20 protein-coding genes and 1 rRNA gene are annotated in these 22,842 nt (G+C 70.8%); 10 read left to right on the forward strand and 11 right to left on the reverse strand.

The window, feature by feature from the left end; translation table 11 throughout:
- Window positions 1-72: 72 nt before the first annotated feature.
- From BMZ18_RS16895 to clpS, 4 genes are all read right to left on the reverse strand, one after another.
- Window positions 73-711, reverse strand: coding sequence for a rhomboid family intramembrane serine protease (locus tag BMZ18_RS16895; protein WP_082895289.1), 639 nt, complete (start codon window positions 709-711; stop codon window positions 73-75).
- Window positions 712-792: 81 nt separating this feature from the next.
- Complete coding sequence (locus BMZ18_RS16900) at window positions 793-1,845, reverse strand: P1 family peptidase (protein ID WP_068366575.1); 1,053 nt, start codon at window positions 1,843-1,845, stop codon at window positions 793-795.
- A complete protein-coding gene (gene aosR / locus BMZ18_RS16905) occupies window positions 1,845-2,432 on the reverse strand; it encodes an oxidative stress transcriptional regulator AosR (RefSeq protein WP_068099909.1) in 588 nt (195 codons plus the stop codon). Before aosR ends, BMZ18_RS16900 begins: the two co-directional genes overlap by 1 nt.
- Window positions 2,433-2,517: 85 nt before the next feature.
- Window positions 2,518-2,856 (reverse strand): ATP-dependent Clp protease adapter ClpS, encoded by a 339-nt coding sequence (gene clpS, locus BMZ18_RS16910; protein ID WP_068366593.1) that lies wholly within the window; start codon window positions 2,854-2,856, stop codon window positions 2,518-2,520.
- Window positions 2,857-2,916: 60 nt separating this feature from the next.
- Between clpS and BMZ18_RS16915 the strand changes: the two genes are divergently transcribed.
- Genes BMZ18_RS16915 through BMZ18_RS16925 form a run of 3 tightly spaced genes read left to right on the forward strand, consistent with a single transcriptional unit; the run spans window position 2,917 to window position 6,847 of the window.
- Window positions 2,917-4,218 (forward strand): nicotinate phosphoribosyltransferase, encoded by a 1,302-nt coding sequence (locus BMZ18_RS16915; protein ID WP_068366596.1) that lies wholly within the window; start codon window positions 2,917-2,919, stop codon window positions 4,216-4,218.
- Window positions 4,219-4,221: 3 nt separating this feature from the next.
- On the forward strand, window positions 4,222-4,776 hold the full coding sequence (locus tag BMZ18_RS16920; protein WP_068366578.1) for an isochorismatase family protein: 555 nt from the start codon (window positions 4,222-4,224) through the stop codon (window positions 4,774-4,776).
- 25 nt (window positions 4,777-4,801) lie between these two features.
- Window positions 4,802-6,847: an ATP-dependent DNA helicase gene (locus tag BMZ18_RS16925; protein ID WP_074922327.1), complete on the forward strand. Its 2,046-nt coding sequence runs from the start codon at window positions 4,802-4,804 to the stop codon at window positions 6,845-6,847.
- Between the two features lie 19 nt (window positions 6,848-6,866).
- On the opposite strand, the gene glgP is transcribed toward BMZ18_RS16925, so the two are convergent.
- Complete coding sequence (gene glgP, locus BMZ18_RS16930; protein WP_074922329.1) at window positions 6,867-9,443, reverse strand: alpha-glucan family phosphorylase; 2,577 nt, start codon at window positions 9,441-9,443, stop codon at window positions 6,867-6,869.
- Between the two features lie 179 nt (window positions 9,444-9,622).
- Here glgP and BMZ18_RS16935 point away from each other — a divergent pair, with 179 nt between their 5' ends.
- Genes BMZ18_RS16935 through BMZ18_RS16945 form a run of 3 tightly spaced genes read left to right on the forward strand, consistent with a single transcriptional unit; the run spans window position 9,623 to window position 15,287 of the window.
- Window positions 9,623-11,629, forward strand: a complete 2,007-nt coding sequence (locus BMZ18_RS16935) for an alpha-1,4-glucan--maltose-1-phosphate maltosyltransferase (RefSeq protein WP_068366518.1) — start codon at window positions 9,623-9,625, stop codon at window positions 11,627-11,629.
- Window positions 11,626-13,836 (forward strand): 1,4-alpha-glucan branching protein GlgB, encoded by a 2,211-nt coding sequence (glgB, locus tag BMZ18_RS16940; RefSeq protein ID WP_068366521.1) that lies wholly within the window; start codon window positions 11,626-11,628, stop codon window positions 13,834-13,836. The genes BMZ18_RS16935 and glgB overlap by 4 nt, the downstream gene beginning before the upstream one ends.
- Window positions 13,836-15,287: a neutral zinc metallopeptidase gene (locus BMZ18_RS16945; protein ID WP_068366524.1), complete on the forward strand. Its 1,452-nt coding sequence runs from the start codon at window positions 13,836-13,838 to the stop codon at window positions 15,285-15,287. Before glgB ends, BMZ18_RS16945 begins: the two co-directional genes overlap by 1 nt.
- Here the strand turns inward: BMZ18_RS16945 and BMZ18_RS16950 are convergent.
- The gene (locus BMZ18_RS16950) at window positions 15,284-16,165 is read right to left on the reverse strand and encodes a tetratricopeptide repeat protein (protein WP_068366527.1); all 882 of its coding nucleotides are present in this window, start codon (window positions 16,163-16,165) and stop codon (window positions 15,284-15,286) included. The two genes, BMZ18_RS16945 and BMZ18_RS16950, sit on opposite strands and share 4 nt — an antisense overlap.
- Window positions 16,166-16,235: 70 nt before the next feature.
- Window positions 16,236-16,655 carry a DUF3817 domain-containing protein gene (locus tag BMZ18_RS16955; RefSeq protein ID WP_082833744.1) on the reverse strand — a complete coding sequence of 140 codons (420 nt, stop codon included), beginning with the start codon at window positions 16,653-16,655 and terminating at the stop codon, window positions 16,236-16,238.
- Between the two features lie 122 nt (window positions 16,656-16,777).
- Between BMZ18_RS16955 and mce the strand changes: the two genes are divergently transcribed.
- Both mce and BMZ18_RS16965 read left to right on the forward strand, forming a co-directional pair.
- Window positions 16,778-17,248: a methylmalonyl-CoA epimerase gene (gene mce / locus BMZ18_RS16960; protein WP_068366530.1), complete on the forward strand. Its 471-nt coding sequence runs from the start codon at window positions 16,778-16,780 to the stop codon at window positions 17,246-17,248.
- A 65-nt stretch (window positions 17,249-17,313) separates the two neighbouring features.
- Window positions 17,314-18,327: a coiled-coil domain-containing protein gene (locus BMZ18_RS16965; protein WP_068366533.1), complete on the forward strand. Its 1,014-nt coding sequence runs from the start codon at window positions 17,314-17,316 to the stop codon at window positions 18,325-18,327.
- Between the two features lie 24 nt (window positions 18,328-18,351).
- On the opposite strand, the gene BMZ18_RS16970 is transcribed toward BMZ18_RS16965, so the two are convergent.
- From BMZ18_RS16970 to BMZ18_RS16980, 3 genes are read right to left on the reverse strand one after another with little or no spacing between them, the layout of a single operon-like run.
- Window positions 18,352-18,654 (reverse strand): Rv1322 family protein, encoded by a 303-nt coding sequence (locus BMZ18_RS16970; RefSeq protein WP_068366537.1) that lies wholly within the window; start codon window positions 18,652-18,654, stop codon window positions 18,352-18,354.
- Between the two features lie 24 nt (window positions 18,655-18,678).
- A complete protein-coding gene (gene nucS / locus BMZ18_RS16975; RefSeq protein WP_068366540.1) occupies window positions 18,679-19,383 on the reverse strand; it encodes an endonuclease NucS in 705 nt (234 codons plus the stop codon).
- Window positions 19,384-19,438: 55 nt separating this feature from the next.
- On the reverse strand, window positions 19,439-20,992 hold the full coding sequence (locus BMZ18_RS16980; RefSeq protein ID WP_068099895.1) for an adenylate/guanylate cyclase domain-containing protein: 1,554 nt from the start codon (window positions 20,990-20,992) through the stop codon (window positions 19,439-19,441).
- A 99-nt stretch (window positions 20,993-21,091) separates the two neighbouring features.
- Between BMZ18_RS16980 and BMZ18_RS16985 the strand changes: the two genes are divergently transcribed.
- Both BMZ18_RS16985 and BMZ18_RS16990 read left to right on the forward strand, forming a co-directional pair.
- Complete coding sequence (locus tag BMZ18_RS16985; protein WP_139204022.1) at window positions 21,092-21,859, forward strand: hypothetical protein; 768 nt, start codon at window positions 21,092-21,094, stop codon at window positions 21,857-21,859.
- Between the two features lie 30 nt (window positions 21,860-21,889).
- Window positions 21,890-22,708 carry an Fpg/Nei family DNA glycosylase gene (locus BMZ18_RS16990; RefSeq protein ID WP_068366547.1) on the forward strand — a complete coding sequence of 273 codons (819 nt, stop codon included), beginning with the start codon at window positions 21,890-21,892 and terminating at the stop codon, window positions 22,706-22,708.
- A gap of 50 nt (window positions 22,709-22,758) precedes the next feature.
- On the opposite strand, the gene rrf is transcribed toward BMZ18_RS16990, so the two are convergent.
- Window positions 22,759-22,842: ribosomal RNA gene (rrf, locus tag BMZ18_RS16995) — 5S ribosomal RNA — on the reverse strand; the annotation flags it as partial.

Below are 22,842 nucleotides of genomic sequence, written 5' to 3' on the forward strand. Positions count from 1 at the left end.
GTCATGCTGCCATGTGATCCCGCCGCTCCGAGCAGGATCGGTCCCCGACGGTGTCGTGTCCGATCCGAGGATTCACCGACCGTGCGGTGACAGCGCCCGGGTCGGATCGGATCGGCGGCGTCCGGACGCGAACATCCACGCCGCGAGCACCCCCGCGAGGGCACCGAACAGATGCCCCTGCCACGACACGCGTTCCTCGGTGGGCAGCACGCCCCACAACAGGCCGCCGTAGACCACGAGAACCACGAAACCCAGTGCCATCTGCCCGATGTCGCGCGTGAACACGCCACGCACGATGAGGTACGCCAGCCAGCCGAACACCAGGATCGACGCCCCGATGTGGATGGATCCCGATGCTCCCGTGAGCCAGGTGCCGAGCCCGCCGACGATCCAGATCACGGCCGTGACCGCGACGGCCCGACCGATGCCGGAGAGCAACAGCACGAAGCCGAGGACGAGCAGCGGGCCGGTGTTGGCGAACAGGTGATCCCATCCGTCGTGCAGGACCGGCGCGAAGGCCACGCCGCTCAGACCGTCGACGTCGCGCGGCCGGATTCCCGCCGTGTCGAGGCGCTGCCCCAGCGCCACGTCGACGGCTTCGATCACGTACAGCACCGCCAGGAAACCGAGAATGCCGATCGCCGCGGCGCTCCACCGCGACCGGGCGCTCGGGGGCGTCGAGCCCGGGGTGCGGGAGGGAGTCACGCTCATGGTCGCCGTCCTGGTCGGTCGGGAAGGGTTCCCCTCCCGCGCTGGTCGGTCGGGAGGATCCCTCCACGGTACCGGCGCGGATCAGGCGCGAACGGAGGCGAAGACGTCACGGTAGGCGGGGATCCCGGCGATCGACGTGGCCGTGAGCACGGCGCGAGCGATCGCCCGTTCGGTGACGACGGCGGCCAGCGCGCAGAGGGCGTCGAGGACGGCGAGGTCCGGCATCATGCGCGCGTCGACGGGAACGGCCTCGCCCCGCGGCGTCGCCCGACCCGTGGCGAGGGCGAAGAACGTGTCGCCGTCGAGCGGCGAGTGCGCGGGACGAATCGCGCGCGCCAGCCCGTCGTGCGCGGCGACGGCCAATCGGCGGCAGCCCGACGCCGTGAGGTCGGCATCGGTGGCCACGAGGCCGATGGTGGTGTTGAGCGAGGTGTCCTTGGCGGCGAGCGCCGCGGCCGCTGCCACCTCGTCGGCGGTCGGGGCGGGCAGGGCGACCCCCGGGTCGCCCCACAGCACCCCGGTGCGGGGGTCGAAAGCCGAGCCGACGGGGTTGGCCACCACCAGGGCGCCGACGGTGAGTCCGGCGGCAGGACCGTCGGTGGCCGTCGCGGACGCCGTACCGACGCCGCCCTTGAGCACGCCGGCCCGTGCGCCGGTGCCGGCACCCTCGCTGCCCTGCTCGAACTCCGACGCCGCCGACGTCGCCGCGGCGTACCCGAACGCGGCGTCGGGCCTCGATGCCCAGGCGCCCAGCGGGAGATCGAAGATCACGGCCGCGGGAACGATGGGGACCACCCGGTCGGGACGCCCCATCGCGACACCGCGCCCGCGCTCCTCCAGGTACCGCATGACGCCGTCGGCAGCAGCGAGTCCGTAGGCACTGCCGCCGGTGAGCACGACCGCGTCGACGCGTTGGACGGAATGCGACGGGTCGAGCAGGTCGGTCTCGCGGGTGCCCGGTCCGCCGCCCCGCACGTCCACCGCGGCGACGGCGGGCCCGTCCGCCAGCACGACGGTGGTCCCGGTGGCCCAGCCGACCCCGTCGCGGTCGTCGGTGGCCACCGTGACGTCGGGCGTCCACGCCCGGTGATGACCGACGGTCAGGCCGGCGACGTCGGTCAGGCGGTCCTGCATCAGGCCATCATGACCTGGACCAGCGAGTCCTGCATCCAGGTGAGCCAGTGGTAGACGTCGAGGTGCGGTGCGCGTGGATCGTCGGCCGGCAGCTCGTCCGGGGTGTCGGCGTCGATACCCAGGGTGGTTCCGAGCGCGAGCCGCACGTCGTTCAGTCCGGTCAACCACAGCTCGGCCTGCTCGGGGGTCAGCGTGATTCGGCCTCCGTCGGCGGGCAGCGACCCGAGAATCGCCGTTCCCGCGGCCCGCTTCGCGTCGATGATCTCGGGCTCGTGCATCCCGCGCAGGGCCCCGTTGAGGTCGGCGCGTTGGGCCAGTGCGTCCGGGGTGTCGGCCGCGTCGGCGCCCTCGGGACGGTGGAAGTCCGGCAGCAGCCGCGCGAGGGTGGCGTCCTCGGGCGCACTGGTGTTGCCCGAGCGGATGCCGGTGAGAGCGGACAGGTCGTCCGTCGGCGCCTGCGCGCTGCGCTCGTCCAACAGGCCGACCACGGACTCGACGAGCGACCGCAGCACCGCGACCTCCCGCGCGTCCATCTCGGACCGGAACTTCACCCCGCCCAACGACGATTTCCGGGTCCACACTCGCACCGAACGGTCTCCCTGCTCTGTCGTCGAGAACTACTGCGTCGAGAACTACTGCGTCGAGAACTGTGTCGTCGCTCGAGAAACTGCGTCAGACGTCGTGCTGCATCGTGGCCCACAGGCCGGCCGCGTGGAGTTTGGAGACGTCGCTCTCCATCTTCTCGCGGGGGCCGCTGGACACCACGGCCTTGCCCTCCGAGTGCACCTGCATCATGAGCGCGGTGGCCTTGTCCTTGCTGTAGCCGAACACCTTCTGGAACACGTAGGTCACGTAGTGCATGAGGTTCACCGGATCGTCCCAGACGATCGTGACCCACGGTGTGTCCGCGGCGACGTCCTCGCGCACCGCCACGCTCTCCTCCGGGACGGCCTGCGGGACCGTCGCGAGCGGTGCGAGGGTGGCGGTCGAGACGGATTCGGGGGCACCCATGGCCCCCAGGATACGGATGGACCGCGCGCGGTTCACCCACCGCGGCGCCCGAGCGCCCTACTGTTGCGCGGTGTGACCTCCACCGCGCTCTTCACCGACCGCTACGAGCTGACCATGCTCTCCGCCGCCCTGCGTGACGGAACCGCCGATCGCTCCTGCGCCTTCGAGGTGTTCGCCCGTCGGCTCCCCGGCGGTCGGCGCTACGGCGTCGTGGCGGGAACCGGCCGGTTCCTCGAGGCGCTGACGCGGTTTCGCTTCACCGACGACGAGATGGCGTCGGTGGCGGAGTTCCTCACCGACGAGACGCTCGACTCGCTTCGGACCTACCGCTTCTCCGGCGACGTCGACGGCTACCCGGAGGGCGAGCTCTACTTCCCCGGTTCGCCGATCCTGTCGGTGCGGGGCACCTTCGCCGAGTGCGTGATCCTCGAGACGCTGGTGCTCTCGATCTTCAACCACGACAGCGCCGTCGCGTCGGCGGCCGCCCGCATGGTCAGTGCGTCCGACGGGCGCCCCCTGATCGAGATGGGGTCTCGGCGCGCGCACGAGGAGGCCGCGGTGGCCGCGTCGCGGGCGGCCTACATCGCCGGGTTCTCCGCGACGTCCAACCTCGAAGCGACTCGGCGACACGGCATTCCGGGTGCCGGCACCAGTGCGCACGCGTTCACCCTGCTGCACACCGACGCCGACGGTCCCGACGAGGCGGCGGCGTTCCGGGCGCAGGTGGACGCGCTCGGGGTGGGCACGACGCTGCTCGTGGACACCTACGACATCACGGCGGGCGTCGAGACGGCCGTCGCAGTCGCCGGTCCGGAACTGGGCGGTGTCCGCATCGACTCGGGTGACCTGGGCGTGCTGGCCCGCCAGGTCCGCGCGCAGCTCGACGACCTCGGAGCCCCGAACACCCGCATCGTGGTGTCGGGCGATCTGGACGAGTACGCCATCGCCTCGCTGCGCGCCGAACCCGTCGACGTCTACGGCGTCGGCACGTCGGTGGTCACCGGCTCGGGCGCCCCCACCGCCGGCATGGTCTACAAGCTCGTCGAGGTCGACGGTCGGCCCGTCGCGAAGCGGAGCGCGCACAAGGAGTCTCGCGGCGGTCGCAAGCGTGCGGTGCGCCTGGCACGCCGCACCGGCACCGTGGTCGAGGAACTGGCGACGGCGGCCGACGCACCCCTGCCGTCCACGGATCCGTACGACGCGCGCGAGGTCGCCGTGCCGCTGGTCCGCGGCGGCGACGTGGTGGCCACGGGCACCGTCGCCGACGCTCGCGACCTGGTGGCAGCGGGCCTCACCTCGCTCCCGTGGGAGGGCCTGGGTCTGTCCCGCGGAGACGCGGCGATCCCGACGGTATTCTCCTGACTCGTGACCACCGCGCTCGTCGTCGTCGACGTCCAGAACGATTTCTGCGAAGGCGGCTCCCTCGCCGTCCAGGGCGGTGCCCGGGTGGCGTCGGCGATCAGCACGCTGATCCAGGGGTCGGACTACGACGTCGTCGTGGCCACCCGCGACCACCACATCGATCCGGGTGATCACTTCTCGGACACGCCCGATTACGTCGACAGCTGGCCGCGGCACTGCGTCGCCGGCACCGCGGGATGCGAGTTCCATCCGGACCTGGACACCTCCGCGGTGGAGGCCGTCTTCTCCAAGGGCGAGTACGACGCCGCCTACTCGGGTTTCGAGGGTGTCGACGACGCCGGCACTCCCCTCGCGGACTGGCTCCGCGCGCGAGACGTGGACGCGATCCACCTGGTCGGCCTCACCACGGACTTCTGTGTTCGAGCCACCGCCCTCGACGGGCTACGGAACGGTTTCGACGTCACGGTCCTGGTCGACTACACCGCCGCCGTGGCGCCGGAGAACGTTCCCGCGGTGCTCACCGCCATCACCGAGGCGGGTGGCCGCACCACCCGCTGACGGCCGTCCGTCGTAACCTTCTCCGGTGCCACCGAAGACCGATCTGCCCACCGTCCCGTCTCTGCTCGGTACGGCGGTCCAGGCGCTCGGCGGCACGGAACGCACGGCGCAGCTCACCATGGCCTCGGCCGTGGCCCACAGCATCGACACCGGTGAGCACCTCGCCGTGCAGGCCGGCACGGGCACCGGAAAGTCGCTGGCCTACCTCGTTCCGTCGCTGCGGCACGCCGTCGAGAGCGGGCGCACCGTGGTGGTCTCCACCGCCACCATCGCCCTCCAGCGCCAGCTCGTCGACCGCGATCTGCCGCGGCTGACCAAGGCCCTCACGCCCGCCCTGAACCACGAGCCGCAGTTCGCGATCCTCAAGGGCCGCGGCAACTACCTGTGCCTGAACAAGCTGCACGGCGCGCCCGTGGACGACCCCGCCGAGGAGCTGTTCGACGCGTTCGTCGTCTCCCGGCTCGGCCGTGAGGTCAAGCGCATCACCGAGTGGTCGTCGGACACCGAGACCGGAGATCGCGACGAGTTGACCCCCGGGGTGTCCGATCAGGCGTGGCGGCAGATGTCGGTCACCTCGCGCGAATGTCTCGGCAAGGCCCGATGCCCCTACGGCGAGGACTGCTTCGCCGAGCGCGCGCGGGTCGACGCGGCGAAGTCGGACGTCGTGGTCACCAACCACGCCATGCTCGCCATCGACGCCATCACCGGGATCGCCGTGCTTCCCGAGCACGACGTGGTGGTCGTCGACGAGGCGCACGAACTGGTCGATCGGGTCACGTCCGCGGCGACGGCGGAACTGTCGTCGTCGTCGGTGAGTGCGGCGCTGAGTCGGTGCGGGAAGCTGGTCGAGGAGGAGATCCTCGACCGCCTCGCCGGCGCGGGCGACGGCCTGGCCGACCTGATCGAGGACCTGCGCGGCGGCCGGTGGGAGGAACTGCCCGGCGGCGCCGGATCCGTCCTCGCCGCCGTCCGGGACGCGGCGTGGGCCGTCCGCAGCGCCATCGGTCCCGCCGAGCGCGGCGCCGCGGCGTCGGACCCCGATGCGGCCGCGGCACGGACCGCCGCGCTCGCCGCGATCGACGACGTCCACGACACCGCCGTGCGCATCCTCGAGACGTTCCAGGAGACCGACCCCGCCGCCCGACGGGACGTCGTCTGGCTCTCGGTCGACGAGTTCCGCGGCGTCGTGCGCCGGGTCGTCCGGGTTGCCCCGCTGTCCGTCGGCGGCCTGTTGCGCACGCGACTGTTCGCCGAGTCCACCGTCGTCCTCACCTCGGCCACCCTCACGGTCGGCGGCAGCTTCGACGGCCTGGCCGTGACGTGGGGCCTGCCGGCGGCGAACCCGTCGCGCGTCGACGCCGCGCTCGCCACGGGCAGCGAGGCGCCCTCGGACGCCGGCACCGTGCGGTGGAATTCCCTCGACGTCGGCTCCCCGTTCGACCACGGGCGCGCCGGCATCCTCTACATCGCCAAGCACCTCGCGGCACCGGGACGGGACGGTGCTGCGCCCGCGCAGCTCGACGAGATCGCCCAGCTCGTGGCCGCCGCGGGTGGCCGGACGCTCGGCCTGTTCTCCTCGATGCGGGCGGCGAAGGCCGCGGCGGCGGAGATGCGCGAGCGGCTCGACACTCCCGTGCTGTGCCAGGGCGACGACGCCACCGGCGCGCTGGTCGACCGTTTCGCGGCCGACGAGGCGACCTCGCTGTTCGGCACCCTCTCGCTCTGGCAGGGTGTCGACGTGCCGGGGCCGTCGCTGACGCTGGTGCTCATCGACCGCATTCCGTTCCCGCGGCCCGACGATCCCCTGCTGGTCGCCCGGCAGCGCGCGATCGAATCCCGCGGCGGCAACGGCTTTCTCGCCGTCGCGGCCAACCATGCGGCCTTGCTGCTGGCGCAGGGCGTCGGCCGTCTGCTGCGCAGCACGGACGACCGCGGGGTGGTGGCCGTCCTCGATCCGCGTCTGGCGACGGCGGGGTACGGCGGGTACCTCCGGGCGTCGCTCCCGCCGTTCTGGGAGACCACCGATCCCGACGTCGTCCGCCGGTCGTTGCGCCGGCTCGCCGAGCGCTGACGCGCGGCGAGCCCCGCCGTCAGACGGTCGCCGGGCCCGCCACCTTGCCGAGCTCGGCGTCACCGGCGAGCAACTCGTGGTGCGGCAGCACCCGCACGGTGTAGCCGACGGCGCCGGAGAGCGGCAGCTCCGTCTCGGCCGCGAACCGGTCGACGCCGTCCACCGGTCCGCGGTGGGTCATGGGCACGGTGACCACGTCGTGCAGCTGCTCGTCGGAGTCGACGCGGCCGAAGACCGCCTGCACCGTCACGTCCGCGGGGGTGAGCCCGCCGAGGTCGATGCCGGCCGACAGGGTCAGCGCCGACCCGAGGACCGGGGTGTCCGGGAGGCCCTCCGCCTCGACCTCGCGCACGGTGACCGCCGGCCAGGCGGCGTCGACCCGTCGCCGGTATCCCGCGAGCGCCCGCGCCCCGGCCCACCCGTCGGCGGCGACGGCGTGGCCGGCCCGCGACGCGGGACCGTAGTACTGCACCGTGTAGTCGCGAACCATCCTCGACGCCAACACCTTCGGCCCCAACGTCTCGAGCGTGTGTCGCACCATGTCCACCCAGCGCTCCGGGATGCCGTCGGTGCCGCGCTCGTAGAACGTCGGCAGGACGGACTTCTCGAGCAGCTCGTACAGCGCCGCCGCCTCGAGATCGTCGCGCCGCGCGTCGTCGACCCCGTCCGCAGTCGGGATGGCCCACCCGTTGCGGCCGTCGTACATCTCGTCCCACCATCCGTCACGGATGGAGAGATTCAGGCCGCCGTTGAGCGCCGACTTCATGCCCGACGTTCCGCACGCCTCGAGCGGGCGGAGCGGATTGTTCAGCCAGACGTCGCAACCCCAGTAGAGGTAGCGCGCCATGGACATGTCGTAGTCGGGCAGGAACACGATGCGGTGGCGCACGTCGTGCCGGTCGGCGAAGCGCACGATCTGCTGGATGAGCGCCTTGCCGGCGTCGTCGGCCGGGTGCGACTTGCCCGCGACCACCAGCTGCACGGGGCGGTCGGGATCGAGCAGGAGCGCACGCAGTCGCTCGGGGTCGCGGAGCATGAGCGTCAGGCGCTTGTAGGTGGGGACGCGACGAGCGAAGCCGACGGTGAGAACGTCGGGCGAGAAGGCCTCGTCGGTCCATGCCAGTTCCGCCTCCGTCGACCCGCGCTCGAGGCAGGACGCGCGCAGCCGCCGACGGATCTCGGAGACCAGCTCCCCGCGGAGGTCGTTCCGCGTCGCCCACAGTTCGCTCGCGGGCACCTCGTGCAGTTTCTCCCAGCCCCGCGCCTCTTCCATCAACTCTCGGCCGGCGACCCGTTCGGCCAGATCGAGCCAGCGCGGCGACGCCCAGGTGGGAGCGTGCACGCCGTTGGTCACCGAGCCGATCGGGACCTCGTCGGCGTCGAAACCCGGCCACAGTTCGTCGAACATGCCCCGGCTGACCCGGCCGTGCAGCAGCGAGACGCCGTTGGCGCGCTGCGCGGAGCGCAGACCCATGTGGGCCATGTTGAACAGGGCGGGATCGCTCTCGCGCCCGAGGGCGAGGATGCGGTCCATGTCGAGACCCGGCAGCAGCGACGAGCCGCTGCCACCGTCGCCGAAGTAGAGCCGCACCAGGTCCGCCGGGAAGCGGTCGATGCCCGCGGGCACGGGGGTGTGGGTGGTGAAGACGGTCGAGGCCCGTACCGCCGCCAGGGCGTCGTCGAAATCGAGGCCGTCCGATCGCAGCTCGCGGATGCGCTCGAGGCCGAGAAAGCCCGCGTGGCCCTCGTTCATGTGGAAGACCGACGGGGCCGGGAGGTTCTCGTACTGCGTGAACGCGCGCACGGCCCGCACGCCGCCCACGCCCGCCAGGATCTCCTGCTTGATGCGGTGATCCTGGTCGCCGCCGTAGAGGCGATCGGTGACGCCGCGCAGGTCGACGTCGTTGTCGGCGATGTCCGAGTCCAGCAGGAGCAGGGGAATCCGGCCCACCTGGGCGATCCAGATGCGGGCCCGCAGGACCCGGCCCGCGGGCATGGCGACGTGGATCAGTACGGCCGCGCCGGCGTCGTCGGTGAGCAGTCGCAGCGGCAGACCCTGCGGATCGAGCGACGGGTAGCGCTCGGCCTGCCACCCGTCGGCGGTCAGGGACTGGCGGAAGTAGCCGGAGCGGTACAGCAGGCCGACCCCGATGAGCGGAAGGCCGAGGTCGGAGGCGGCCTTGAGGTGATCCCCGGCCAGGATGCCGAGGCCACCGGAGTAGTTGGGGAGCACCTCGGAGACGCCGAACTCCATGGAGAAGTACGCGATTCCGGACGGCAGATCGGCGCCGCCGTCGACCTGCTTCTGGAACCAGCGCGGCCGATCCAGGTAGGAGTGCAGGTCCTCCACCAGTTCGTCGACCCGGCGGACGAACCCGTCGTCCTCGGCCAGCGCCGAGAGCCGGTCCGGATCGACCTCGCCCAGGATGCGGCCGGGATCGCGCTCGCCGCTGACCCAGAGAGCGGGGTCGATGCTCTCGAAGAGCTCGAGGGTGGGGGTGTGCCAGGACCAGCGCAAGTTGACCGAGAGTTCGGCCAACCCGGACAGTCGGGCGGGAAGCTGCGCGCGCACGGTGAATCGACGGAGAGCTTTCACGATTCCGAAGCCTAGCGGCGCGGGCGCGCTCGCACGCGGCTTCGCGTTTGCCGACGGGCCGGACGGGTATCGCTTCGGACGAGACCGTGGGTGGCTCGGGTGTCCGGCATGCGCTCGCTCGTCTACGGTTGGACCTCTCAGCCCGTGCACCTGCGACATCCGTCAGAAAAGGGGATCCGGTGACAGGCCGTATCGGCATCGACGATGTATCACCCAACACCTCGTCCGGTAAGTACCCCGCGAAGGCCGTTGTGGGAGAAGCCTTCCCGATCACCGCGGCCGTGTGGCGCGAGGGACACGACGCCGTGAACGCCACGCTCGCGGTGCGCGCTCCCGGGTCGAGCACCTCCGTTCACATCCCGATGACCCCGGGTACCGAGCCGGACGTCTTCCACGCCCTGTTCACCCCCGATCGCGAGGGGTACTGGATCGCGCGTGTCGAGGGGTGGGGAGATCCCATCGCGACGTGGACCCACGCCGTGGAGGCGAAGCTCGGCGTCGGTCAGACGGCGGCGGATCTCGCCAACGACCTCGAGGTCGGCGCCCGGCTGTTCGACCGCGCCGCCGCGAAGGCCCGCAGCGCCGACCGTCCCGTCCTCACGGCCGTCGCCGCCGCGCTGCGCAGCGACGCCCACCTGCCCTCCCGCGTCGCCCCGGCGTTCACCGAGGAGGTCCGTCGCATCCTGCGTGAGACCCCGCTGCGCGAGCTGGTCACCCGCGGCGAGGCGATCAACGTCTGGGTCGACCGGCGCGCCGCCCTGGTCGGCTCCTGGTACGAACTGTTCCCGCGGTCCACCGGCGGCTGGAACGAGGACGGCACACCACGCCACGGCACGTTCGCGACCACCGTCGGCGCGCTCCCCCGCGTCGCGGCCATGGGCTTCGACGTCGTCTACTTCCCGCCGATCCATCCGATCGGTCGCGTCAACCGCAAGGGACCGAACAACACCCTCACCCCCGGCCCGACGGACGTCGGGTCGCCCTGGGCGATCGGCGCCGAGGAGGGCGGCCACGACGCGGTCCATCCCGAGCTCGGGACCGAGGCAGACTTCGTCGAGTTGGTCCGCGCCGCCGAGAAATTGGGCCTCGAGGTGGCGCTGGACCTCGCGCTGCAGTGCGCACCGGACCACCCGTGGGCGCAGGCGCACCCGGAGTGGTTCACCGTCCTGCCGGACGGCACCATCGCCTACGCGGAGAACCCGCCCAAGAAGTACCAGGACATCTATCCCGTCAACTTCGACAACGACCGCAAGGGTATCTACGCCGAGGTCCTCCGCGTGGTGCGGCACTGGGTGTCGTTGGGCGTCAAGACCTTCCGGGTGGACAACCCGCACACCAAGCCGCCGGACTTCTGGGAGTGGCTCATCGCCGAGGTCAAGAAGACCGACCCGGACGTGCTGTTCCTGGCCGAGGCCTTCACTCGCCCCGCACGCCTCTACGGCCTGGCCCGGCGCGGCTTCACGCAGTCGTACACGTACTTCACGTGGCGCGTCGCCAAGTGGGAACTGACGGAGTTCGGCACCGAGATCGCGGCGAAAGCCGACCTGGGACGCCCGAATCTCTTCGTCAACACCCCGGACATCCTCCACGAGAGCCTGCAGACGGGCGGGCCGGGCATGTTCGCCCTGCGCGCCGCGCTCGCCGCCACGATGTCCCCGCTCTGGGGTGTCTACTCGGGATACGAACTGTACGAACACGTTCCGGTGCGGCCGGGCAGCGAGGAATACCTCGACTCCGAGAAGTACCAGCTGCGCCCTCGCGACTACGAGTCCGCCCGCGCACGCGGAGAGTCGCTCGAGCCGTGGCTCACCACGCTGAACGCGATCCGCAAGGCACATCCCGCGCTGCAGCAGCTGCGCAACATCCACTTCCACCACGTGGACAACGACGCACTGATCGCCTACTCCAAGTTCGACGCCGTCTCGGGCGACGCCGTCCTGGTCGTGGTCAACCTGAACCCGTTCGGCGCCGAGGAAGGCACGGTCTGGCTGGACATGCCCGCCATCGGTCGGGACTGGCAGGCGCGCATCACGGTGACCGACGAGGTCGGCGGTCAGCAGTTCGAGTGGGGTCAGGCCAACTACGTGAAGCTCGAGCCCTGGCGGCAGGTCGCGCACATCCTGGCCCTCCCGCCCATCGCCGAGCCCGAGCGCACCACGCTCGCTTTCCGGAAGGAACCGTCATGACGACCCCGAAGGACACCGTCGGAGCGCCGTCCGAGGCGGATCTGTCGCGGCTCGCCCGCGGTCACCACCACGATCCGCACTCGGTGCTCGGCGCGCACTCCGTCGCCGGCGGCACCGCCATCCGTGCCCTGCGCCCGAACGCGCTCGAGGTGACCGCCCTGATCGGCGGCCAGGAATATCCGCTCTCGCACGTCGCGCACGGCATCTTCTCCGTCGTCGTGCCGATGGAGGATCCGGCCGACTACCGCCTCCGGGTGCGCTACCCCACCGGCGGCGACACGGTCCACGAGGTGACCGTCGCCGACGGATACCGCTTCCTGCCCACCCTCGGCGAACTCGATCTGCACCTGTTCGGCGAGGGTCGGCACGAGCGGTTGTGGGACATCCTCGGAGCCCACCCGCGCTCGTACACGCTGCCCGACGGCGAGGTCCACGGCACGTCGTTCGCCGTGTGGGCACCCGGCGCCGTCGGCGTCACCGTCGTCGGCGAGTTCGACGGGTGGGGCGGCCAGACCTGGCCGATGCGCGTCCTGGGTTCGACCGGCGTGTGGGAGCTCTTCGTGCCCGACATCGGCGACGGCACGCTCTACAAGTTCCGGGTGCACGGCAAGGACGGCTCGGTCAAGGACAAGGCCGATCCCATGGCGTTCCGCACCGAGGTGCCGCCGTCGACCGCCTCCGTGGTCACCACCAGCGCCTACACCTGGAACGACGACGCCTGGCTGACCGCCCGCGCCGACGCGCAGCCGCATCGCGCGCCCATGAGCGTCTACGAGGTCCACCTCGCCTCCTGGCGGCCCGGCCTGACGTATCACGAACTGGCCGAACAACTCTCGGCCCACGTCCGCGAGACCGGCTTCACCCACGTCGAGTTGCTCCCGGTCGCGGAGCACCCCTTCGGCGGCTCGTGGGGTTACCAGGTCACGTCCTACTACGCGCCGACCTCCAGGTTCGGCACGCCCGACGAGTTCCGCGCGTTCGTCGACCGCCTGCACCAGGACGGCATCGGCGTCATCGTCGACTGGGTGCCGGCGCACTTTCCCAAGGACGAGTGGGCCCTCGCCCGGTTCGACGGCTCACCGCTCTACGAGCACGGCGACCCGAAGCGCGGCGAACAGCTGGACTGGGGCACGTACGTCTTCGACTTCGGCCGCACCGAGGTCCGCAACTTCCTCGTCGCCAACGCGCTGTACTGGATCGACGAGTTCCACATCGACGGGCTCCGGGTCGACGCCGTCGCCTCGATGCTCTATCTCGACTACTCGCGTCCCGAGGGCGGTTGGACCCCGAACGTGTACGGCGGCCGCGAGAACCTCGAGGCGGTGGCGTTCCTGCAGGAGATGAACGCGACCGTCCACAAGCTGCACCGCGGCGTCGTCACCGTGGCCGAGGAGTCCACGTCGTGGCCCGGCGTCACGCGGCCGACCTCGCTCGGCGGTCTCGGCTTCTCGATGAAGTGGAACATGGGCTGGATGCACGACACGCTCGGTTTCATCGGGCGCGACCCCATCCACCGCTCGTACCACCACCACGAGATCACGTTCTCCCTCGTCTACGCGTGGAGCGAGAACTTCGTCCTGCCGATCTCCCACGACGAAGTGGTCCACGGCAAGGGCACCCTGTGGTCCCGTATGCCGGGTGACGACTGGCAGAAGGCAGCCGGTCTGCGCGGCCTGCTCGCCTACATGTGGGCGCACCCGGGCAAGCAGTTGCTCTTCATGGGCCAGGAGTTCGGACAGACCGGCGAGTGGTCCGACGAGCGCGGACTGGACTGGTGGGAGGTCGGCACCGAGGGCGTCGGCAACCTCCACCGCGGTGTGCAGCAGTTGGTGGGCGACCTCAACCGCACGTACGTCGCGAGCCCCGAGTTCTGGACGCAGGACCACACGCCCGACGGGTTCTCGTGGATCGACGCGAACGACACGGCCAGCAACGTGCTGTCCTTCCTGCGCTACGGGGACGACGGCAGCGTGACGGCGTGCCTGTTCAACTTCTCGGGGTCGGTCCACGGGACGTATCGTGTGGGTCTGCCGGAGCCGGGGCGTTGGGTCGAGATCCTCAACACCGACGCCGAGGCGTACGGAGGATCCGGCGTCGGCAACCTCGGTGAGGTCACCGCCACCGACTACTCCTGGCACGGTCGGCCCGCCTCGGCGCAGGTCGCCCTCCCCGCCTACGGAGCGATCTGGCTCAGACTGGAGAAGTGATGGACGGGGCTCGTCGACACCGGTTCGCGAGCCCCGTTCTCGCTCTCGTCTGCGGTCTGACGCTGGCCGCGTGCGGGTCGGTGGTCACCGGCACGCCCGTCTCGATCTACGAGGATCCCTTCACCGTCGCCGGCCTGCCGGTGACCGACGGGCCGTCCGGGCCCCGGCCCGGGGTGTCGCACGCCCAGCTCGACGTCGACGGGTTCTCCGGGTCCGACGTCGACGTGCTCGCGACCGACGCCCTCGACGACATCCAGAAGTTCTGGCGACAGCAGTACCCGATGCTCTTCCGAGGCGAATTTACCCCGGTACGCCGTCTGGTCTCCTGGGACGCCTCGGCCGCACCCGGCGAGGGACCGGTGTTCTGCGGCGACCCGACGGACGGATTCGTCAACGCCGGCTACTGCTCGCTCGACGACAGCATCGGCTGGGACCGCGGCATTCTCATGCCCGCCATGGTCGACGCCTTCGGACCGATGTCCGTCGTCATGGTGCTCGCGCACGAGTACGGCCATGCCGTGCAGACGCAGTCCGGGGCGCTCGGTGACGACGATCCGACCATCGTCGCCGAGCAACAGGCCGACTGCTACGCGGGTGCGTTCATGCGCCACGTCGCGGAGGGCGACTCCACCCACTTCTCGCTGAACACCTCCGACGGACTGAACGACGTCCTGGCCGCGACCGTGGCCGTGCGCGACGAGGATCCCGGGGACCCCGATTCCGTCCACGGTTCGGCGTTCGAGCGCGTCACCGCCGCCCAGATCGGATTCACCGACGGTGTCCCGGCCTGCGCGGCCATCGACCTCCAGGACATCGAGGCGCGTCGCTCGACGCTGCCGCGCGAGTTCGACAATCCGCTGGACACGGGCGAGTTGCCGGTGACCCGCGAGACTCTCGAGGCGTTCGCGACCACGTTCGGCGACATCATGCCCACCTCACCGGCCCCGACGGTCGACTACTCCGGCGCCGACACCGGCTGTCCCGACGCCACGGCCACCGAACCGGTCTCCTATTGTCCTGCCACCAACACGATCGGGGTGTCCGTCGACGCCCTCGCCGAGCGCGGCCGACCGGCGGTGGACGACGACGACCTCGTCGTTCCCGTCGACGTCACCGGCGACTACGGGGCCTACGTGCTGTTCCTCTCGCGCTACGTCCTGGCCGTGCAGAACCAGGCCGGCCAGGCGCTCGACGACGCGCGCGCCGGCCTGCGGTCCGCATGCCTCGCGGGCGTCGTCACCGCGGCGCTCGGCCCGTCGGGAGGCAATCCGGACGCGGCGGTGACGCTCTCCCCCGGCGACCTGGACGAAGCGGTGTCCGGGCTGCTGACCGACGGACTCGCCGCGAGCGACGTCGACGGACGCACCGTCCCCAGCGGATTCGCGCGCGTGGATGCGTTCCGCTGGGGTGTGCTCGGCGGCCGCGACTCGTGCGACGCGCGCTTCCGCTAGTAGAGCGCGGACGCGAGCTTGCGGCGGGCGGACACCACGAGCGGGTCGGCGGGATCGAAGAGCTCGAACAACTCCAGCAGTCGCGCCCGGACCCGAGCGCGGTCGTCCCCGGCGATCCGGCGGACCAGGTCGACCAGCCGTGCGAAGGACTCCTCGGTGCGCTGCTGGTAGAGCAGCGCGTCGGCGGCCTGCAGCCCGAGCTCGACGTCGGCCGGGTCGGCGTCGGCCTGCTCGAGGACGTCGTCGGGAATGGACAGGGTCCGCGCGAGGAAACGCACCTGCCGAACCCCGTTCAGGGCCTGCTTGTTCTGCGGCTCCGCGTCCACGATCGCCTGGAACGCCGCCTCCGCCCCGGCCAGATCACCCTCGGCGAGCGCGCTCTCGGCCGCATCGAACCGCGGATCCTCCGGCTCCGGCGCCGGACCCGTCTCGCCCACCGGCCCGGTGAGCTTGCCCTCGACCGCCTGAGCGATCGCCGCGAGCCACTGACGCAGATTCTCCTCCGGCTGCGGGCCCTGCAGATCGGCCAGCGGCTGCCCCGCCGCGACCGCGACCAGCGTGGGAACCGCCTGGACACCGAAGGCCTGTGCGATGCGCGGACTGACGTCGACGTCGACGTTGGCCAGGATCCAGGTGCCGTTGCCCTCGGCCGCCAGGGCCTCGAGCGTGCGCGTGAGCTGCAGCGAGCCGGGCGAGCGCGGGGACAGCAGGTTGACGATCACCGGGACCTGGTTGGACCGAACCAGAACCTCGGCTTCGAAGTCCGGCTCCGTCACCGCCACGACGACGGGGACGCCACCGGCGCCGGTGGGCGCGGGTGGCGCGGCCGCGGCCTCGGCCTTGGCCTTCAGCGCGGACAGATCGACGGCTCCGGACATGGCGGCAGCCGCGGCGGCGGACGGACGAGCGGGCGGGCGAGAACCGGGTCGAGTCACGCTCCGTATTTTGTCACTTGCGCGGAGTAGGCGTGGATGCGGTCCGGGCGTCCCGCACGTCGAGTCGCCCGGTCCGGTTCGCCCAGATCTCGAAGATCACGGTGCCGAACGGCGGGATGCTCGCCAGGAGTGCGACGACCGTCAGTCCCTTGCTCCAGCGCAGCGCCACCGCGGTGGCCACCGTGACGAGGAGGTACAGCACGAACACCGCGCCGTGGGCGGCGCCCGGGTAGCGGACCGCGCTGTCGATGTTCGGTTCCGGGATGTACTTGATCGCCATGCCGATCAGCAGGGCGAGCCAGGTGAGAGCCTCGGCGACGGCGACGATGCGGAACCAGCGCACGACCGCCGGACGCGGTGGGGTCACCGCCCCACCCGTGGACGGTTCTCCGGTGGTGACGCTGGTGCCTGCTGCGGGCCGAGAATCGGACATACCTGCATTCTGCCCGACGTGACGTGGCCACCTTCAGTGTCGTTCCCCACGATGAGACCCCCTCGCGCGTTGTGACACAGGACACCATCGTCCCCGCACCGGAAAAGGTCTAACGTCAAACTATGAGCACTGCAGCCGCCGCCACCCCCACGTCCGATGCCGTGGCCGCCGGCCTCGTGACCGCGATCGATCACGTCGGCGTGGCCGTGGCCGACCTCGACGGGGCCATCGACTTCTACCGGTCGCACTTCGGCCTCGAGGTCACCCACCGCGAGGTCAACGACAGCCAGGGCGTCGTCGAGGCCATGTTGGCCGTGCCCGGGGCCGACGTCGGCGCCGCCCAGATCCAACTGCTCGCACCGCTCGACGAGACCTCGACCATCGCCAAGTTCCTCGACCGCAACGGCCCCGGCCTGCAGCAGTTGGCGTTCCGGGTGGCCGACGTCGAGGAGGTCGCGGACTTCCTCCGGTCCCGCGGCGCACGCCTGCTCTACGACACCCCGCGCCGCGGTACGGCCGACTCCCGCATCAACTTCGTGCACCCGAAGGACGCCGGCGGCGTCCTGGTCGAACTGGTCGAACCCGCGCACTGACGACCCCTCGAATCGGGGCGCTCCCCGACGTTCGAATCGTGCCGTCGGCCGGTAGGTTGTCGATCATGGCCCCCGACACCGCCTTCGGCAGCAACTCCCTACCGTTCAGCGTGGTCCGCAAGGGATACGACAAGGACGAGGTCCAGCGCTACTTCGAGCGGTTCGACGCCGAGTTGCGCGTCATCGCCACCGATCGTGACGCGGCCGCCGCGCAGGCCCGCGACCTGGCGGTGCAGCTCGAGGACGCCCGCGACGAGATCGACGATCTCCGCAAGGACATCGATCGGCTGTCCGTTCCGCCCACCACCGCGGAGGGCATGAGCGACCGCATCTCGCGCATGCTCCGTCTGGCGTCCGACGAGGCCTCCGAGGTCCGTGCCAAGGCCGAGGCCGATGCCGCCGAGATCGTCTCGATCGCCGAGCAGGACGCCACGCGCATGCGCGGCGAGTACGAGGGGCTCGTCGCCGAGCTGAAGGACCGACGGTCCGCGCTCGAGACCGAGCACGAGCAGACCATGGCCGAGGCTCGCACCGAGGCCGCGCGCATCGTCGAGGCGGCGCAGGCGGAGCGAGACCGACTGGACGCCGAGGCGGAGAAGAAGCGCAGCACGATTCAGGAGGACTTCGAGATCGCGATGGCCGATCGCCGTTCCAAGGTGATGAAGGCCGTCGACGACCTCGAGGCCGACTCCAAGGCCGAGGCGGAACGACGACTCGCCGACGCCACGGCGGAAGCAAAACGGCGCCTGCAGGCCGCCACCGAGCAGTCCGAGCGGCGAATCGCCCACGCGAAAGAGCTGGCCGAGGAACTGCGCGTCCTGCGAGGTCGCGTCCTCGCTCAGCTGCTGGGTATCCGAGGACAGCTGGACTCGGTGCCGGCCATGCTGGCGTCGGTCAACCGGGAGAGCGAGCTCCTCGACGCACCGCTCGCACCGGACGACCTCGAGATCGACGAATCGTTGGAGAACCTCGACCCGGCCGACGAGTCCTCGGAGACCTCGGAGATCCCGAAGAACTCGAAGTCCGGGGACACCGAGACCGACGGTTCCGCCCGCGACACCGCCGACGCTCGCTCCTGACCCGGGCTCGCCCGACCGGCGGGGTCAGGACCAGCGCCGGGTGAGTCCTCGGGTGTGCCGGCCGGACCAGCATCCGGTGTGCCAGTGGCGACGGTCGTCCGCACCGCCGGGGCGGTCGAGCGGCCACACCACGAGGTGCGGAACTCCCGGAGCGATCTCGTGGTCGCACCCGGGGCACCGGTAGGGCTTGACCGCGCGGGCCCCCGGAATCGAGCGGACGGCGTAGTCCTCGTCGCCGGACGGGCCCGTCTCGGTGCGCGCCGTCGCGCCGCCGAACGTCGGAGACGCGTCGGGCCGGTCGGACCGACGGTGGTGGCGGCGGGGCATGACCGACAGCCTAGCGACCGGCGGTCAGAACAGTCGGAACTCGCTGGTCTCGACGCCACGCAGGGCGTCGTAATCCAGTGTGAGACAACGAATTCCGCGATCCATCGCCAGAGTCTTCGCCTGCGGCTTGATCTGCTGAGCGGCGAACACCCCGTGGACCGGGGCGAGCAGCGGATCGCGATTGAGCAACTCGAGATAGCGCGTGAGTTGCTCGACGCCGTCGATGTCGCCGCGCCGCTTCACCTCGACCGCCACCGTGGCACCGTCGTCGGCCCGGCAGAGCAGGTCGACCGGACCGATGGCCGTCGGGTACTCCCGTCGCACCAACGACCACCCGGCGCCCAACGTGTGGACGTGCTCGGCCAGCAGCTCCTGCAGATGCGCCTCGACCCCGTCCTTGACCAGACCGGGGTCGACGCCCAGGTCGTGGCTGGTGTCGAGCTCGACCTCCTCGAGCGTGATGCGCAGCTCCTCGCCCGCCTTGTTGGTCACCACCCACAGGCGCCGGTCGGCGGGCACCAGATCCTCGTCGGTCGTCGACGGATCCGGCACACTTTCCTCGAGCCGGCAGGGCGGGCTCATCCAGTTGAGGGGCTTGTAGGCGCGGTCGTCGGCATGGACGCTCACCGACCCGTCGGACTTGACCAGCAGCAGACGCTTCGCCCACGGCAGGTGGGCCGTCAACCGTCCGACGTAGTCGACCTGACACCGAGCAATGACCAGACGCACCGGATCACCCTATCGAGGTGGATATTCACGACCGGCCTCCGGCCTGCCCGGCACGTCATGTTCGCGGGGTGGCCAGCCTGGTCTCCTCCGCACGTCCCCGCAACGTCACGGACTCGCCGAAACTCCAGTCGTCCCCGTCGATGCTCGTCGCGTGCTCCACCGTCCGCGCCGACGCGACCAGTCGCCCGTCGGCACTCTTGGCCAGCTCGGACAGCCGCGCGGCCTCGTTGACCGGATCGCCGATGACGGTGTACTCGAAGCGTTCCTTGGCACCGATGTTGCCGGCGACGGCGCGACCCGACGCGATGCCGATGGCCGCCGTGCAGTCCGGTACCTCGCGGTCGAGCCGGTCCATGATGGCTCGCGCGGACCGCAGCGCCGCGCCGCAGTGATCGTCGAGTGCGCCGGGAGCACCGAAGACCGCCAGCGCCGCATCGCCCTCGAACTTGTTGACAAAGCCCCGGTGACGATCCACCTCTTCGACCACCACGGCGAAAAAACGGTTCAGCAGGTCGACGACCTGCTTGGGCGGCTGGGACGCGGCGAGCTCCGTCGACCCGACGAGATCGATGAAGAACACGGCGACGTCACGCTCCTCGCCCCCGAGCTCCGGATTCTTCGCCAGGGCCGCCTCGGCCACCTCCATGCCGACGTGACGACCGAACAGATCGCGGATGCGATCCCGCTCGGACAGCCCCTCCGCCATCCGGTTGAACCCGCTCTGCAGTTCACCGAGCTCGGTGCCGTCGTAGACCTCGACGCGGACGTCCAGATCACCCCGCTCGACCTCGGCCATCGCGGCGCGCACGTTGTCGATCGGCGCAGTCGTCGCCAGACCCCCGAGTAACGAGAGTGCGAACCCGAAGACGAGCGTGATGCCCCCGAGGGCCAGGATCGCCACGGCGAATTGCGTCGCCGTCGTGTCGTTCCGGATGAACGACGCGATCGCGATGACCATCAACCCCGCCACCGGAACGCCGGTACCCAGCAGCCAGGTGAGAATCGACCGCCCCATGACACCCGCGATCCGGATGCGTCGGGGGTCGCCGTACTCGAGGGCGCGCGCGGCGGCCGGCCGCAGAGCGAATTCGGTGAGCAGATAACTGAACGCGCACACGGTGGCGCCGCCGAAGGCGATGGTGAACGCCACCTTCGGGATCGAGTTGGGATCGATGATGCCGTCCGCGGTCGTCACCAGAATCAGGCCGACGATCCACAGGCCGATCTGCAGCCGCGTCAACCGCCACGGCATCGCGAGGGTGCGGCGCTGTTCCTTGGGGGTCGGCGGACGGTCCTCGATCGCCCACCGCAGACCCTTCACCGTGCGCTTGGTCCCCCAGAACACACCGATGAGGAAGGCCACCAGCAGATAGGTCGGGATGAGGATGAAGTTCACCCACCAGTACTCCCGTGGCGTCACCACGTTCGGTCCGGGGACCACCACGCTGATGAGCGCCCCGACGATCACCGCGCCGATGGCGTTGGCGCCGAGCAGGAACACCGTCAGCAGGACCTGCACGCGGATGCGGCGGCGGCGCGGCGATTCGTCCGTGTGGCCCAGCAACGGGCTGCCCAGCGGGGCGATGGAACGGCGGGGTTTCTGCGGCATGGTGGGGTGAGAGTAACCCGAGTCGCTGACGGCGGGGCCGCAGGAGAACGCGAACGTCGTGAACCCCGGTTGTCGGACCCCCGGGTCATGATCCGGGCCATGACCACGTCCCGCGTTCTGCTGACCCACGCGTCCGAAGGCGAGCCCGTTCTCGATCTCGCGACGGGCGACCTGTCGTTCGACGGGATGGCGTGGCACTTCCCGGCCGACCTGCAGGACGGCGACGTGGTCGTGCACGTCGCGCGCGGCCGACGAACGGCGGTGGTCAGCGTGGCCACGGTCGTCCGGCGCGCAGGCGAACCTGCCTACTACGCGCACGAGGACCTGCTGTCGCGGCCGGTCGTGGACACGACCTTCTGGCGGGCGACCGCCCGCGCGCTCCCCACCCGGTCGGTGGTCCTGAACGACGGCGAGCGATGGCTGGACGACTTAGAGCGGCTCCGATACCTCCCCGCGCCCTGGCCCGTTCTCGACGCGTCCGCATGCACCGATCCCGCCCGCATCCAGCGGGCCGTTCTCGAGGACGGCGACGTCGCGGACATCGGCCGGTGCGCAGGCTGTCGCGGACGACTATCGACCGGACACCCCCACCTCGAAGGTTCGGTCCTGTTCTTCTTGTGCGACCGTTGCCACGACACGGTGCACCATCCGTTCGGACCGACCGTCGCCGGGCTGGCAGCCCATCACGCGCCCGTGTGTCCCCGGTGCGGCAGCCGCGACACGGTCGAGATTCTCTACGGGATGCCCCCGGGTCCGGTGCCGGACGACGTCCCCATCGGCGGATGCGTTCTCGACCCGAGCGGGCCCGACCTGGCCTGTCGGACGTGCGGTCACTGGTTCCGCTCGGACCGGCTCGAGCCGGCGTAGGCGGAGGCTGCCGCGGGGTACCCACACCCCATGCCGGAACTACCCGAAGTCGAGAACGCGCGCCAGGTCGTCGAGAAGGCGCTGCATCGCGTGATCACGGACGTCGACGACCGCGACGAGTTCGAATGCCGTCCGCACCTGCCCGGCGATATCGCCGGCGCGCTGAAGGGCGGGCAGCTCGTCGCGGCGCATCGGCGCGGCAAGGCCATGTGGTGCGACACGGTCGACGCCGACGGGAACGCAGGGCCGGCACTCGGTATCCACCTGGGGATGGGTGGCCGCATCATCGTGACCGCACCCGACGGTGAATCGACCTCACGCTACGGCGGCGGCGATCCCCATGTCGGCGAGCGTGAGACCGACAAACCCGAATGGACGCGGTTCTCCCTGACCTTCGAGGACGGCGGACAGCTGCGACTGTTCGACAAGCGACGGTTGGGACGGGTCCGTCTCGACCCCGACGTCGACGCACTCGGGCCCGACGCGGCGGAGGTCGGACGGGAGGAGTTCCGGTCGCGGATCCAGGCGAGCACCGCGCCGATAAAGGCGCGCCTGTTGGACCAGTCCGTGGTGGCCGGCATCGGCAATCTGCTGGCCGACGAGGTGCTGTGGCGCGCAAGTATCTCCCCGTCCCGACGGTCGAAAACCCTCGACGACGACACCGTCGACGAGCTCCGGGTGGTGCTGCGCCGCGCAATCCGGTCCGCGATCGCCAAGGGGGGCGTGCACACGGGGGAGATCATTCCGTTCCGGAAGGCCGACGCCACGTGCCCGCGGTGCGGGGCTCCGATGTCGCGTGGAACGGTCGGCGGCCGCACCACGTGGTGGTGCTCCAACGAACAGGCCTGAAACGCACTGAACCCCCCGACCGTGTGGTCGGGGGGTGTCGTGGAATGGTTGTTCGGCGGTGTCCTACTCTCCCACACCCTGTCGGGTGCAGTACCATCGGCGCTGGAGGGCTTAGCTTCCGGGTTCGGAATGGG

This window comes from Rhodococcoides kroppenstedtii (assembly GCF_900111805.1).
Lineage (GTDB): Bacteria > Actinomycetota > Actinomycetes > Mycobacteriales > Mycobacteriaceae > Rhodococcoides > Rhodococcoides kroppenstedtii.